We start from the raw sequence: 13,448 nt of genomic DNA on the forward strand, positions 1-13,448 counted from the left end.
GCAGTGCAACCGCGCCAAACAGCCGCCTATCGCGGCGCATTCTGGTGTCAATTTGCAGCGATTTCATCTAACGCCATGTAATCGCGCGCATCTTCGTGCTTTTCCATTGAATGGTACTTCGCTCGGCGCCCGAGCGATTGCTTCTCCAACAGGTTGCGCAAGACGCGAATCCGCTTCCAATGGGCGGACCGCGTTCGAGCCCACTTGCGCAATCGTGAATTTTTTTCACACTTAGGGGCTTGTATGACTAACACCGTTGCCAAGGATCAGGCTTATGTAGTGCCTTTCGAGCAGTTGCGGATGACCGATGTCGAGATCGTGGGCGGCAAGAACGCCTCGCTCGGCGAAATGATCAGCCAGTTGGCTGAAGCAGGCGTGCGTGTGCCCACGGGCTTCGCCACGACTGCGGTCGCCTTCCGCGACTTCCTGAAACATAACAACCTGACCGAACGGATCGCCGCTCGCCTGGAGACGTTCGACGTCGACGACGTGAAGGCGTTGGCCGAAGCCGGCAAGGAGATCCGTCAATGGATCATCGACGCGCCGCTGCAGCCGCAGCTCGAAGCGGACATCCGCGCCGGCTTCGAAACGCTGCAGAACGGTTCACCGTCTGAACTGTCGTTCGCCGTGCGTTCGTCGGCAACGGCGGAAGACCTGCCCGACGCATCGTTTGCCGGTCAACAGGAAAGCTACCTCAACGTGGTAGGCATCGAAGACGTGCTCGATCGCCTCAAGCACGTGTTCGCGTCGCTCTACAACGACCGCGCGATTTCCTATCGTGTCCACAAGGGCTTCACCCACGCCGAAGTCGCACTGTCGGCGGGCGTCCAGCGCATGGTCCGTTCGGACCGCGGCGCTGCTGGCGTGATGTTCACGCTCGATACGGAATCGGGCTTCAAGGATGCGGTCTTTATCACGTCGAGCTACGGTCTCGGTGAGACGGTCGTGCAGGGCGCGGTGAATCCGGACGAGTTCTACGTCTTCAAGACCACGCTCGCCCAGGGCAAGGCCCCGATCATCCGCCGCTCGATCGGCTCAAAGCTCATCAAGATGGAATTCACGCAGCCGGGCGAGCCGGGCCGCGTGAAGACGGTCGACGTCACGCACGAACAGCGCAACCGCTTCTCGATCACCGACGAAGACGTGATCGAGCTGGCCAAGTACGCCGTCATCATCGAAAAGCACTACCAGCGTCCGATGGACATCGAGTGGGGCAAGGACGGCCTCGACGGCAAGATCTTCATTCTCCAGGCGCGTCCGGAGACGGTGAAGAGCCAGGCCGCGGGCAAGGTCGAGCAGCGCTTCAAGCTCAAGGGCCAGTCGCAGGTTCTGGCAACGGGCCGCGCAATTGGCCAGAAGATCGGCGCGGGCCGCGTGAAGGTGATTCACGACCCGTCCGAAATGGAACGCGTGCAGCCGGGCGACGTGCTGGTCGCCGACATGACCGACCCGAACTGGGAGCCGGTGATGAAGCGCGCTTCGGCCATCGTCACGAACCGTGGCGGCCGTACCTGCCACGCGGCGATCATCGCGCGTGAACTGGGCGTGCCGGCAGTCGTGGGCTGCGGCGACGCGACCGACGTGCTGAAGGATGGCGCGCTCGTGACGGTTTCGTGCGCCGAAGGCGACGAAGGCCGCATCTACGACGGTCTGCTCGAAACCGAAGTCAGCGAAGTCCAGCGTGGCGAGCTGCCGGCCATTCCGGTCAAGATCATGATGAACGTCGGCAATCCGCAGCTCGCGTTCGACTTCTCGCAACTGCCGAATGCGGGTGTTGGCCTCGCGCGTCTCGAGTTCATCATCAACAACAACATCGGCGTGCACCCGAAGGCGATTCTCGAGTACCCGAACGTCGACGCGGACCTGAAGAAGGCCGTGGAAAGCGTGGCTCGCGGTCATGCATCGCCGCGCGCGTTCTACGTCGACAAGCTCACGGAAGGCATCGCCACGATCGCGGCGGCGTTCTATCCGAAGCCCGTCATCGTGCGTCTGTCCGACTTCAAGTCGAACGAGTACAAGAAGCTGATCGGCGGTTCGCGCTACGAGCCGGACGAAGAAAACCCGATGCTGGGCTTCCGCGGCGCGTCGCGTTACATCGCCGAGGACTTTGCGCAAGCGTTCGAAATGGAGTGCCTGGCGCTCAAGCGCGTGCGTGAAGAGATGGGTCTCACGAACGTCGAGATCATGGTGCCGTTCGTGCGTACGCTCAAGCAAGCCGAGCGCGTGGTGGGTCTGCTCGAGAAGTTCGGCCTCAAGCGCGGCGTGAACGACCTCAAGCTCATCATGATGTGCGAAGTGCCGTCGAACGCGATTCTCGCCGAAGAATTCCTGCAGTACTTCGACGGCTTCTCGATCGGCTCGAACGACCTCACGCAGCTCACGCTCGGCCTCGACCGGGACTCGGGCATGGAACTGCTGGCCGTCGACTTCGACGAGCGCGATCCGGCCGTGAAGTTCATGCTCAAGCGCGCGATCGAAACCTGCCGTCGTCTGAACAAGTACGTCGGCATCTGCGGTCAGGGTCCGTCCGATCATCCGGACTTCGCCCAGTGGCTCGCGGAAGAAGGCATCGCTTCGATCTCGCTGAACCCGGACTCGGTTGTCGAGACGTGGCAGCAGCTGGCGAAGTCGCAGTCGAAGTAAGCGCGGTGCCGAGGGTGCGTATCCTCGGCGCATACGCAGCTTGATACAGCTTCCTGAGCGGCGTTGCACGCTGCGGAAAAAAGTGTCAGCTTCGTGCTATAACACCCCGGTCTATCCGGGGTGTTTTACTTTGGGAGGTCGTCGTGGGTCCGCATGGTTTGTTCTGGTGGATTGCCGCCGGCGTGCTCATCGTCGCCGAGCTGATGACCGGCACCTTCTACCTTTTGATGATTGCGCTCGGCTTCCTCGCCGGTGCGCTCAGCTATGAGCTTGGTGCGCCGCTCGACGTGCAGTTCATTGTCGCAGCGGTGGTTGGTCTCGCAGCCGTGGTCACGCTGCGGCGCTCGCGCTTTGGCCGCCGCCGGCGCATGGCCGACGCCTCGACCGATCCGGGCGTGAACCTCGATATTGGCGAAACACTTGCCGTCGCCGCCTGGCGCGACGGCCGCGCGCGCACGATGTATCGCGGCGCCGAATGGGACGTCGAACTCGCACCTGGCGAGCCCGAAGATGCGCCGCTCTATGAAATCAAGGCGGTGCGCGGCAGTTGCCTGATCGTTGCGGCAAAGCACGAGCGGCGCGAAGCCGATGCGTCCGGCACCGCTCGCGACGGCGCGCGCCACGCGTGACCGCTCGAATTCAGAATCACACCAGCAATCCAAACAGAAGCGAACGGAGGTCCCGTATGCAAGTCCCAGTCGTCGGCCTGATTCTGCTCGTGATCGTCATCGTGCTGATCGCGCAGACCATCAAGATCGTGCCGCAGCAGCATGCCTGGGTGCTCGAACGGCTTGGGCGCTACCATGCGACGCTCACGCCTGGGTTGACGATCGTGCTGCCGTTCGTGGATCGCGTGGCCTACAAGCACGTGCTCAAGGAGATTCCGCTCGATGTGCCGAGTCAGGTTTGCATCACGCGCGACAACACCCAGCTTCAGGTAGACGGCGTGCTGTACTTTCAGGTGACCGATCCGATGAAGGCGTCGTACGGGTCGAGCAATTTCGTGTTCGCGATTACGCAGCTTTCGCAGACCACGCTGCGTTCCGTCATCGGCAAGCTCGAACTCGACAAGACCTTCGAGGAACGCGACTTCATCAACCATAGCGTCGTGTCGGCGCTCGACGAAGCCGCCTCGAACTGGGGCGTGAAAGTGCTGCGCTACGAAATCAAGGACCTGACGCCGCCGAAGGAAATCCTGCACGCCATGCAGGCGCAGATTACCGCCGAGCGGGAAAAGCGCGCGCTCATCGCAGCCTCGGAAGGCCGCAAGCAGGAGCAGATCAATCTGGCGGCAGGGGCGCGCGAGGCGGCGATCCAGAAGTCGGAGGGCGAGCGCCAGGCGGCCATCAATCAGGCGCAGGGCCAGGCGGCCGCCATTCTCGCCGTGGCCGAGGCGAATGCGCAGGCCATCCAGAAGATCGGCAACTCGATTCAGGCGCAGGGCGGCATGGATGCCGTCAACCTGAAGGTGGCCGAGCAGTACGTGAATGCTTTCGCCAATCTCGCGAAGCAGGGCAATACGCTGATCGTGCCGGGCAACATGGGCGATCTGAGCACGATGATCGCTTCGGCGCTCACGATTGTGAATCGGGCGGGTTTGCGCGAGGGGCAGATCAGCGGCGCCGGAGCGCCGAAGGGAGCATAAGCGCGAAGGCTGCCGAAAATGACAACGGGCCGCGTGAGCGGCCCGTTTTTCATTTGAACGTTCCCCAGCGAAATCAGGTGGGCGAGCGCATCAAGCGCGCCTTTTCCCGCTCCCAGTCGCGTTTCTTCTCGGTTTCGCGCTTGTCGTGCAGCTTCTTGCCCTTGGCGAGACCGATCTCGCACTTCACGCGGCCGCCCTTGTAATGGAAGTTGAGCGGCACGAGCGTGAAGCCGCGCTGCTCAACCTTCCCGATCAGCTTATCGATTTCTTCGCGTTTCAGGAGCAGCTTGCGGATGCGGGTGGGGTCGGGCTGGATGTGCGTCGAAGCCTCGGGCAGCGGGCTGATGTGCGTGCCGATCAGGTACAGCTCGCCATCCTTGATCATGACGTAGCTTTCCTTGATGTTGGCTCGCCCGGCGCGCATGGCCTTGACTTCCCATCCTTCCAGCACGAGCCCAGCCTCGTGGCGCTCTTCGATGAAGTAATCGAAGAACGCTTTTCTGTTGTCGATGATGCTCATAGGAAAATGGGATTGGCCCAACTCGTTTAAAATTGCGATTTTAGCAAAGCGGGCTTCCGAAAGCCCGTGGCGCTTTCACCCTAGCCACGCATTGCGCAATTTATGGCGGATGTCCAGAAAACCGTGTTGATTCGCCATTCGGCGGAGCAGATGTTCGACCTCGTCACAGACGTCGCCGACTACCCCAACTTCCTGCCGTGGTGCGGCGGCGTCGAGATTCGCCGTCAGGACGAAAACGGCATGGAGGCGAAGATCGACATCAACTTCAAGGGCATCAAGCAGCACTTCGCCACGCGCAACTCGCAAAAGCGGCCCGAGCGCATCGACATGGAATTCGCCGACGGCCCCTTCCGCAAGTTCACGGGCTACTGGCGCTTCACGCCGCTGCGCGCCGACGCCTGCAAGATCGAGTTTGCGCTGCATTACGAGTTTTCAAACATCATTCTCGAAAAGCTCATCGGGCCGGTGTTCCATCACATCGCGAACACCTTCGTCGACTCTTTCGTGAAGCGCGCCGACCAGCGCTACGGCAAGCCATGAGCGCGAACCTTTCTATCGACGTCTGCTACGCGCTGCCGGACACGCAAACGCTCATCAGCATCGAACTGCCGCCTGGCGCGACCGTTCAGCAGGCCATCGACGCGAGCGGCATCCTCGCGCGCCATCCCGAGATCGATCTGGCGAAGCTCAAGGTGGGCGTGTACGGCAAGCTCAAGCCGCTCGACACCGTGCTCGCCGACCATGACCGCGTTGAAATCTACCGGCCGCTGATCGTCGACCCGAAGATGGCGCGCCAGCGCCGCGTCGACAAGACCCGCAAGGAAGGCTCGATCGAAGGGCGCAAGTGGTTGCCCAAGGACTCGCGCTAACGGCTGATAGCGCGTTTCCACGTGGTAGTCGCACAAACGCAATGGGCGAGACAGCTTGCGCTGTCTCGCCCATTCGGCTTTTTGGGGCGCCGCTCAGGCGGTGGTGGTACGAGCGCTTCGCTTCACGTCGGCAGTGGGGTGCGCGAGGCGGCTTTCGTTGCCGATTCCTGGTAGATCGCCGTCCGGCACGATGCCGTCGCCATGCGCGGTATCTTCGGGGCCACCCGAATGCCGGCGCACCGACCAGCTCACGCCCGCCACCAGCAGCAAGACGGCCGCGATTTCCAGACCGCGCGGCAGGCGGTGATCATAAATAAAGCCGTAGAGCAGGGCGAACAGCGTTTCGAAGACGATCATCTGACCCGAGAGCGTGAGCGGCAGGCGTTTCGCGGCGGCGTTCCACAGCCCGTTGCCGAGCCACGAGGCGCCGATCGCGAGCACCAGATTCAGTTGCCAGAACGTGGTCCAGCGGCCGGTGGCGACGGTTTCCTGCACCCAGTGCGACGGCACGACGACAATGCCGAGCCAGAGCAGCGCGCCGAGCGCGCCGGTCACGACCCCCCAGAGCACTGACCATTCGTTGCCGCTGAAGTGCGCATTGCGCTGCAGGTACCGGGCGTTCTCGACCGCGAACCAGGTCCAGCACACGAGCGCGCCGACGGCACAGCCAAGGCCAGCGATGCGCGTGAGGACGCTCGCGCCGTCTGCGTTGCCAGCGGCGGTAAACACGTCCACGTTGATGCAGACGATGCCGGCCGCAATCATGGCGAGCGGCCAGATGAGGCGTGAAAGCGGCACGGCGCCATGGTCGCCGCGGCCGAGCAGCGTGACGGTGACGGGCAGCACGCCGACGATTAGAGAGGCCGGGGCGATGCCGACCAAATGAATCGCGCTCGCGAGAAAGAGGTAATAGAGCACGTTGCCCACGAGCGCGAGCTTCACGAGCGCGACGAGATCGGCGCGCGTCAAGCGCGGCCAGACCCGGCGCAGCATGGGCAGGAGCGCGGCGAGCGAGACAAGCCCATACATCACGTAGCGGCCCGCGCTCAGGAGCAATGGCGAGAACTCCGTCAGTTGCCGGGGCACGACGAACACCGTTCCCCATAACGCGCCGGCGAGCACGCCGTACAACACACCACGCTGCATTTGTATTGCCTCCAGAAACTTCGGTGTGACCCAGTCGGGCCGTTTTAACAGGACGGCCCGAAGCTTAACTGGAGGCGTGCGTGGCCGTCTTGTTCAATCCTGCACCGTGTGCCCGATATTCGGGTCGGAGGCGCGGCGCACCCGCACGCCTTGCGCCGGCCGGGCCGGAGCGCGGAAATAATCCCGAAAACGGCGCTAAGCTACTGTTAGCGCTGATGATTTCCAGGGCGCTATCGCGTATAATCTGCTTTTGCGCCTATAGGATTTGCCATGCGTCTGATCCAGAAAGCACTCACGTTCGATGACGTGCTCCTCGTCCCCGCCTTCTCCGACGTTCTCCCGCGCGACACCAGCCTGAAGACCCGGCTGACCCGCAATATCTCCCTGAACATTCCGCTCGTGTCGGCCGCTATGGATACCGTCACGGAAGGCCGTCTGGCAATCGCCATGGCGCAGCAGGGCGGCGTCGGCATCATCCACAAGAACCTCACGCCGGCCGAGCAGGCGCGCGAGGTCGCGAAGGTGAAGCGCTTCGAGTCGGGCGTGGTGCGCGATCCGATCACGATTCCGCCGCAAATGAAGGTCGCCGACGTCATTGCGCTTTCGCAGCAGCATGGCATCTCGGGTTTCCCGGTCGTGGAAGGCGCACAGCTCGTCGGTATCGTCACGAACCGCGACCTGCGTTTCGAAACGCGCTTCGACGAGCCGGTGCGCTCGATCATGACGCCGCGCGAGCGCCTCGTCACCGTCAAGGAAGGCACTCCGCTCAATGAAGCCAAGGCGCTCATGCACAGCCACCGCCTCGAGCGCGTGCTGGTCGTGAACGACGCGTTCGAACTGCGCGGTCTCATGACGGTCAAGGACATCACGAAGCAGACCGAGCACCCGGCCGCCTGTAAGGACGAGCACGGCAAGCTGCGCGCAGGCGCGGCCGTCGGCGTGGGTCCGGACAACGAAGAGCGCGTCGAGCTGCTGGTCCAGGCCGGCGTGGACGTGATCGTGGTCGATACGGCGCACGGCCACAGCAAGGGCGTGCTCGAGCGCGTTCGCTGGGTCAAGAAGAGCTTCCCGCACGTCGAAGTGATCGGCGGCAACATCGCCACGGCCGACGCGGCGCGTGCACTCGTCGAGTACGGCGCAGACGGCGTGAAGGTCGGTATCGGCCCGGGCTCGATCTGCACGACGCGTATCGTGGCAGGCGTGGGCGTGCCGCAGATCAGCGCGATCTCCAATGTCTCGGAAGCGCTCAAGGGCACTGGCGTGCCGTGCATCGCCGACGGCGGCGTGCGCTACTCGGGTGACGTTTCGAAGGCGCTGGCAGCCGGCGCGAACGCTGTGATGATGGGCAGCATGTTCGCGGGCACCGAAGAGTCGCCGGGCGACGTGTTTCTGTATCAAGGCCGCCAGTACAAGTCGTATCGCGGCATGGGCTCGGTCGGCGCGATGAAGGACGGCGCCGCGGACCGCTACTTCCAGGACAACTCGGCCAATATCGACAAGCTCGTGCCGGAAGGCATCGAAGGCCGCGTTGCCTACAAGGGCCCCATCAATGCAATCCTGTTCCAGCTGATCGGTGGCGTGCGCGCCTCGATGGGCTACTGCGGTTGCCGCACGATCGACGACCTGCATGCGAAGGCGGAGTTCGTGCAGATCACCGGCGCCGGCCTGAACGAATCGCACGTGCACGATGTGCAGATCACGAAGGAAGCGCCCAACTATCACGTGGACTAAACCCCGATGAAGCCGCTGCTGCGCGTGCTGCTGATTGTCGATGCGTTGACGTTGCTGGGGTTCGGTGTGCTGTTCGTTCTCACGCCATCGACCCTGGTGTACAACGCCTTGCAACTGGTGCAAACGCAGCCGGCGCTCGTTGGGCAGGCGTTTGGTGTGGTGCTGTTGGGCTTCGCGTGGCTTGCGCTGCGTGCGGCCTTCCACGGCGAGATGACAGTGCCTGTGGGTCGCACCGTGGGGCACGTCAACTGGATTGCCGGCGTGCTGATGCTGGTCTGGCTGATCGGCCTGCGCGCGCCGCAACTCACGGGGCTGGGCCAATTGGTGGCCGGTGCGGTTGGCGTGTGGCTGATCATCCTCGGCCTCGGCGGCGCCCGGCTCGCGGGTGCGGTGCGTAAGCGCCAGAAGGGGCAGGCGAGCGGCGACTCTACGCAGCAGCGTAAAGCGGAGAGGGAGCGGCTCGAACGGCGCGAAGAGCCGGTGACGTATGCGAAGCCGGGCTTCATGAGAACGATGGCGTGGGGTGCGCGTGAGGTGAAACGACCAGCAGCACCGGTCGAACCCGTCGTGGAAGTCCCGACCGTGACGCCCGCAGCCGTTCCACCGGTGACGCCTCGTCCGTTGCCGGTGACGCCGCCGGCCGCCAGCACCGCGCAAGCTCAAGAGGCGCGCCAGGCGGCTCGCGACGAAGCGGCCGACGCGCCGAGGCCGCCGCTGCGTGGCTGAGGCCGCGCTTAGACCCGGCCCCCGAAACACCAGACTCAATGCGTCCAAAGCAGCGCCCAAAGTACACCCGAACTTGCGCTACCCGGTTCCGCCGTAGTGCGCTGCCTTGGTCCCGATGAATTCACGCTGCGTGCGTTTGCACTGTCGCGCAGCTTTTCGTATCCGTTCTTTTTTAGGTCTCGTCCGCAGCCATGCACGACAAAATCCTGATCCTCGACTTCGGCTCGCAAGTCACCCAGCTCATCGCGCGCCGCGTGCGCGAAGCCCACGTCTACTCGGAAATCCATCCGTACGATGTGGACGACGCGTTCGTTCGCGAATTCGCACCGAAGGGCATCATCCTCTCGGGCGGCCCGAACTCGGTTACCGACACCGATACTCCGCGCGCGCCGCAAGCCGTGTTCGAACTGGGCGTACCGGTCCTCGGCATCTGCTACGGCATGCAAACGATGGCCGAGCAGCTCGGCGGTAAGGTCGACGGCGGCCACCTGCGCGAATTCGGCTACGCCGAAGTGCGCGCGCGCAACCACACGAGCTTCCTCGAAGGCATCGAAGACTTCCGCACGAGCGAAGGCCACGGCATGCTCAAGGTGTGGATGAGCCACGGCGACAAGGTCACGGAAATGCCGCAAGGCTTCCAGCTGATGGCCTCGACGGAATCGTGTCCGATCGCGGCAATGGCTGACGAAGCGCGCCACTTCTACGGCCTGCAATGGCACCCGGAAGTCACGCACACCGTGCAGGGCCGCGCGATGCTCGAGCGCTTCGTGCTCGGCATCTGCGGCGCCAAGGCCGACTGGGAGATGGGCCACTACATTGACGAAGCCGTCGAAACGATCCGCAAGCAGGTGGGCAGCGAGCACGTGATTCTCGGCCTCTCGGGCGGCGTGGATTCGTCGGTCGCGGCAGCGCTGCTGCACCGCGCGATTGGCGACCAGTTGACCTGCGTGTTCGTCGATCACGGCCTTCTGCGGCTGAACGAAGCCGAGCAGGTGATGTCGATGTTCGCCGACAACCTCGGCGTGAAGGTGATCCACGTCGACGCGAGCGAAGCATTCATGTCGAAGCTCGCGGGCGTGACCGACCCGGAAGCGAAGCGCAAGATCATCGGCGCGGAGTTTGTCGAGGTGTTCCAGACCGAAGCGGGCAAGCTCACCGACGCGAAGTGGCTCGCGCAAGGCACGATCTATCCCGATGTGATCGAGTCGGCCGGCAAGGGCAAGAAGGCCGCGCACACGATCAAGAGCCACCACAACGTGGGTGGCCTGCCGGAAACGCTCAACCTCAAGCTGCTCGAACCGCTGCGTGAACTCTTCAAGGACGAAGTGCGCGAACTGGGCGTGAAGCTCGGCCTGCCGCATGAGATGGTCTATCGCCATCCGTTCCCGGGCCCGGGCCTCGGCGTGCGTATTCTCGGCGAAGTGAAGCGCGATTTTGCGGATCTGCTGCGCCGTGCCGATGCGATCTTTATCGAGACGCTGCGTAGCACGATTGATAAGGAAACCGGGAAGTCCTGGTACGAGCTGACGAGCCAGGCGTTCGCTGTGTTCCTGCCCGTGAAGAGCGTGGGCGTGATGGGCGACGGGCGGACTTACGAGTATGTCGTCGCGTTGCGTGCAGTGCAGACGCTCGACTTCATGACGGCGCACTGGGCGCATTTGCCACATGAGCTGCTTGGGCACGTGTCGAACCGCATCATCAATGAAGTGCGCGGGATCAATCGTGTCGTGTATGACATATCGGGTAAGCCGCCAGCGACGATTGAGTGGGAGTGATGTTCTCCCGCTAACCTGTTAGCGATCCAAAAACCCGCGTTCGGCACTTTGAGTCAACGCGGGTTTTGTGTTTCTGGTTCCTGCCGATGCTCGCAGCGGCGCCGCGCAACGCCAACCCCCGCAATCGCAAGCCGAGCTATCCAAGCCTCGGCCCGCGCACGGTTACGCCCTCAATGCTTCAAACAAGTATCCGCATTCTTCCATGTACAAGTATCCAGCCCAGTGTGAATAATCGGCTTCACCGTCTTCCCTTCGGCCAGGTCACGCATGACCATCGCCGCCTGATAGCCCATTTCCTCCGGCCGCTGCCCAACCAGCACATTGACCTTGTGATCCTTGAGCGCCTGCAACTCCGGCCCGAGCGTATCGGCTGAAACGATCACAAACTGGCCGCTGTTGATCTTGTCCATGATCGGTGCGACGACCTGCGAATACGCCTCGGGCGCAAAGAGCGGCCAGCCACCCTCGAGCACGAACGCCTGGAGACTATTGGCGTTTGCCGTGAGCGTGTCTTGCATCATCTGGTTCGCTTTCGCGGCGTCGTCGTTCACATAAAGCGGGCAGGCGCTGATCTCATGCCAGTTGTTCTCGCCAGCAAGCTTCTTGATGCCCTTCTTGCCAGAAAGCACATCGCGCGTGCCCTGCGCGCGCTGGTTGATGTTCTCAGCCGCCGGGTTGCCCATCACGAGACAAATATTGCCGCCCTTGGGCATCAGCATCTTCAGCTGCTCGCCAAGCTTCACGCCCAGCTCGTAGTTATCGGTGCCCACATACGCCTTGCGCAGCGACTGGTCTTTCGGCAACAGATCGGCGTCCGCGGTGATGATCGGAATCTTCGCGTTGCGGCGGCGGATCACTTCGGCAATGGCCGGCGCATTCGACGGAGAAATCGCAATCGCCGCGACGCCCTTGGTCAGCAGGTCGTCGACGATCTGCACTTCGGCGCTTTCGTCCGCGGCCGTCGCGGGACCGGTGTAGTAGCAGTTGTAGCCCTGTTTGCTGAGCTCCTTGTTCGCCCGGTCGCAGCCCTGGTGCATGAGGTCGAAGTACGGATTGTCGAGGCCCTTCACGACCAGCGCGAGGGTCTTGTCGGCTGCGTACGCGGAAGAGGCCAGCATGGCGAGCCCCCCGATCGCAGCGAGATACTTCCACGCCTTCTTCATGGTTTCCTCCTGTTCGGCGCCGGTTGGACGGCGCGCGTGTCTCGTACAGTCTTCGTCATCGGAAGGAAAGCCCGCGCCCGTGCCTTGGGCTTCCTGCGGAACCTTGCGTTATGTGTGATGGCTGTCGTCCGGCGGTTCCGCGTGCGGTCCGGCCGCGCCTCCCTGAAAACGGTTCAGTCTCCTTGACGCTCGCCGCCGAGCCGGTTGAACAGCACGGCGACGATGATGAAGCCGCCCACCACGGTGCCCTGCCAGAATGAGTCGACGCCGAGCAGGATCAGGCTGTTGCGGATCACTTCGATGAGCGCGGCGCCGACGATCGTGCCGAAGGCGCTACCCACGCCGCCCGCGAGATTGGTCCCGCCGATCACCGTCGCGGCGATCACGCGCAGTTCGTCGCCGGTGCCAAGGCCTGTGGTCACCGCGCCGAGCCAGCCCACTTCCAGAACGGCCGCGACGCCCGCCATCAGGCCGCCCAGCACATAAACCGAGCAGAGCACGCGCCGCACTGGCACGCCGGTGAGATTCGCCGCGTGCCGGTTGCCGCCGACAGCGAACACATAGCGGCCCCAGCGCGTGAAGGCAAAGGCGAACCAGAACAGCACGCCGAGGACAATCAGGAACCACACGGGATTGGCCACGCCGAGCGTCTTGCCGCCGCCGAGCACGAGCAGCTTGTGGCCGTCGGGGCCGAATTCGAAGATGGTCCGGCTACCGGAGATCACGAGCGCGAGGCTGCGGCCCACGCTCAGCATCCCCAGCGTTACGACGAAAGGCTGCATGTTGAGATACGCGATGAGCAGGCCATTCACGAGGCCGACCGTCCCCGCGGCGAGCAGAGCGAGTCCAATGCCGGCCCAGATCGGATAGCCCGCGTTCATGACGACGGCCAGCACGATGCCGCTCAGGCCGATCGTCGAGCCGACCGAAATGTCGATGCCGCCCGTGACGATAATGGCCATCATGCCCAGCGCGACGATGGCGACGAAAGCGAAGTTGCGCGTCACGTTGAAGAGGTTCTGCGGCGTGGCGAACGTCGACGTGACGAACGAGAGCAGGATGCACGCAACGAGCGTGGCGAGCACGACCCAGAACACCTGGCTCGCGAGCAGTCCACTCCAGCGGGTGTGGGTCTTCGCGGATTGGGGATCGTCAAGCACTGTCGGCATCGGGTTTGGCCTTTGCGGCGCATCGTTCAATTTCAGGTCTCCTCAGTTCTCCTCGGATCGG

The 13,448-nt window shown here is 63.2% G+C and carries 12 protein-coding genes; 8 read left to right on the top strand and 4 right to left on the bottom strand.

The window, feature by feature from the left end:
- Positions 1–243: 243 nt before the first annotated feature.
- The 3 genes from ppsA (at position 244) to FAZ97_RS06395 (ending at position 4,288) form a co-directional block, all read left to right on the top strand.
- On the top strand, positions 244–2,643 hold the full coding sequence (gene ppsA / locus FAZ97_RS06385; protein WP_158757681.1) for a phosphoenolpyruvate synthase: 2,400 nt from the start codon (positions 244–246) through the stop codon (positions 2,641–2,643).
- 143 nt (positions 2,644–2,786) lie between these two features.
- Positions 2,787–3,272 carry an NfeD family protein gene (locus FAZ97_RS06390; RefSeq protein ID WP_158757682.1) on the top strand — a complete coding sequence of 162 codons (486 nt, stop codon included), beginning with the start codon at positions 2,787–2,789 and terminating at the stop codon, positions 3,270–3,272.
- Between the two features lie 56 nt (positions 3,273–3,328).
- The gene (locus tag FAZ97_RS06395; RefSeq protein WP_158757683.1) at positions 3,329–4,288 is read left to right on the top strand and encodes an SPFH domain-containing protein; all 960 of its coding nucleotides are present in this window, start codon (positions 3,329–3,331) and stop codon (positions 4,286–4,288) included.
- Between the two features lie 73 nt (positions 4,289–4,361).
- Here the strand turns inward: FAZ97_RS06395 and smpB are convergent, their stop codons facing one another.
- Positions 4,362–4,808, bottom strand: a complete 447-nt coding sequence (gene smpB / locus FAZ97_RS06400; protein ID WP_028204044.1) for an SsrA-binding protein SmpB — start codon at positions 4,806–4,808, stop codon at positions 4,362–4,364.
- A 102-nt stretch (positions 4,809–4,910) separates the two neighbouring features.
- Here smpB and FAZ97_RS06405 point away from each other — a divergent pair, with 102 nt between their 5' ends.
- Both FAZ97_RS06405 and FAZ97_RS06410 read left to right on the top strand, forming a co-directional pair.
- The gene (locus FAZ97_RS06405) at positions 4,911–5,348 is read left to right on the top strand and encodes a type II toxin-antitoxin system RatA family toxin (RefSeq protein WP_158757684.1); all 438 of its coding nucleotides are present in this window, start codon (positions 4,911–4,913) and stop codon (positions 5,346–5,348) included.
- Positions 5,345–5,677 carry an RnfH family protein gene (locus FAZ97_RS06410; protein ID WP_158757685.1) on the top strand — a complete coding sequence of 111 codons (333 nt, stop codon included), beginning with the start codon at positions 5,345–5,347 and terminating at the stop codon, positions 5,675–5,677. The genes FAZ97_RS06405 and FAZ97_RS06410 overlap by 4 nt, the downstream gene beginning before the upstream one ends.
- Before the next feature lie 93 nt (positions 5,678–5,770).
- On the opposite strand, the gene FAZ97_RS06415 is transcribed toward FAZ97_RS06410, so the two are convergent.
- Positions 5,771–6,823, bottom strand: a complete 1,053-nt coding sequence (locus tag FAZ97_RS06415; RefSeq protein ID WP_158757686.1) for a DMT family transporter — start codon at positions 6,821–6,823, stop codon at positions 5,771–5,773.
- A gap of 270 nt (positions 6,824–7,093) precedes the next feature.
- Between FAZ97_RS06415 and guaB the strand changes: the two genes are divergently transcribed.
- From guaB to guaA, 3 genes are all read left to right on the top strand, one after another.
- Positions 7,094–8,554 carry an IMP dehydrogenase gene (gene guaB, locus FAZ97_RS06420; RefSeq protein ID WP_158757687.1) on the top strand — a complete coding sequence of 487 codons (1,461 nt, stop codon included), beginning with the start codon at positions 7,094–7,096 and terminating at the stop codon, positions 8,552–8,554.
- 6 nt (positions 8,555–8,560) lie between these two features.
- Positions 8,561–9,280 carry a hypothetical protein gene (locus FAZ97_RS06425; RefSeq protein WP_158757688.1) on the top strand — a complete coding sequence of 240 codons (720 nt, stop codon included), beginning with the start codon at positions 8,561–8,563 and terminating at the stop codon, positions 9,278–9,280.
- Positions 9,281–9,471: 191 nt separating this feature from the next.
- Entirely contained in the window at positions 9,472–11,055 is a 1,584-nt protein-coding gene (gene guaA, locus FAZ97_RS06430) for a glutamine-hydrolyzing GMP synthase (protein WP_158757689.1), read from the top strand.
- Between the two features lie 170 nt (positions 11,056–11,225).
- Here the strand turns inward: guaA and FAZ97_RS06435 are convergent, their stop codons facing one another.
- Together FAZ97_RS06435 and FAZ97_RS06440 are read right to left on the bottom strand one after the other, a co-directional pair.
- A complete protein-coding gene (locus FAZ97_RS06435; RefSeq protein WP_233271645.1) occupies positions 11,226–12,218 on the bottom strand; it encodes a sugar-binding protein in 993 nt (330 codons plus the stop codon).
- Between the two features lie 173 nt (positions 12,219–12,391).
- Complete coding sequence (locus tag FAZ97_RS06440; protein WP_158757690.1) at positions 12,392–13,387, bottom strand: ABC transporter permease; 996 nt, start codon at positions 13,385–13,387, stop codon at positions 12,392–12,394.
- Between the last annotated feature and the right edge of the window lie 61 nt (positions 13,388–13,448).

It is taken from the genome of Paraburkholderia acidiphila (genome assembly GCF_009789655.1).
GTDB lineage: Bacteria > Pseudomonadota > Gammaproteobacteria > Burkholderiales > Burkholderiaceae > Paraburkholderia > Paraburkholderia acidiphila.

Coding starts and splice junctions, on each gene's coding strand:
- FAZ97_RS06425 (WP_158757688.1), top strand. CDS start 8,561: ATGAAGCCGCTGCTGCGCGTGCTGCTGATTGTCGATGCGTTGACGTTG.
- guaB (WP_158757687.1), top strand. CDS start 7,094: ATGCGTCTGATCCAGAAAGCACTCACGTTCGATGACGTGCTCCTCGTC.
- FAZ97_RS06415 (WP_158757686.1), bottom strand. CDS start 6,823: ATGCAGCGTGGTGTGTTGTACGGCGTGCTCGCCGGCGCGTTATGGGGA.
- FAZ97_RS06395 (WP_158757683.1), top strand. CDS start 3,329: ATGCAAGTCCCAGTCGTCGGCCTGATTCTGCTCGTGATCGTCATCGTG.
- FAZ97_RS06405 (WP_158757684.1), top strand. CDS start 4,911: ATGGCGGATGTCCAGAAAACCGTGTTGATTCGCCATTCGGCGGAGCAG.
- smpB (WP_028204044.1), bottom strand. CDS start 4,808: ATGAGCATCATCGACAACAGAAAAGCGTTCTTCGATTACTTCATCGAA.
- ppsA (WP_158757681.1), top strand. CDS start 244: ATGACTAACACCGTTGCCAAGGATCAGGCTTATGTAGTGCCTTTCGAG.
- FAZ97_RS06440 (WP_158757690.1), bottom strand. CDS start 13,387: ATGCCGACAGTGCTTGACGATCCCCAATCCGCGAAGACCCACACCCGC.
- FAZ97_RS06410 (WP_158757685.1), top strand. CDS start 5,345: ATGAGCGCGAACCTTTCTATCGACGTCTGCTACGCGCTGCCGGACACG.
- guaA (WP_158757689.1), top strand. CDS start 9,472: ATGCACGACAAAATCCTGATCCTCGACTTCGGCTCGCAAGTCACCCAG.
- FAZ97_RS06435 (WP_233271645.1), bottom strand. CDS start 12,218: ATGAAGAAGGCGTGGAAGTATCTCGCTGCGATCGGGGGGCTCGCCATG.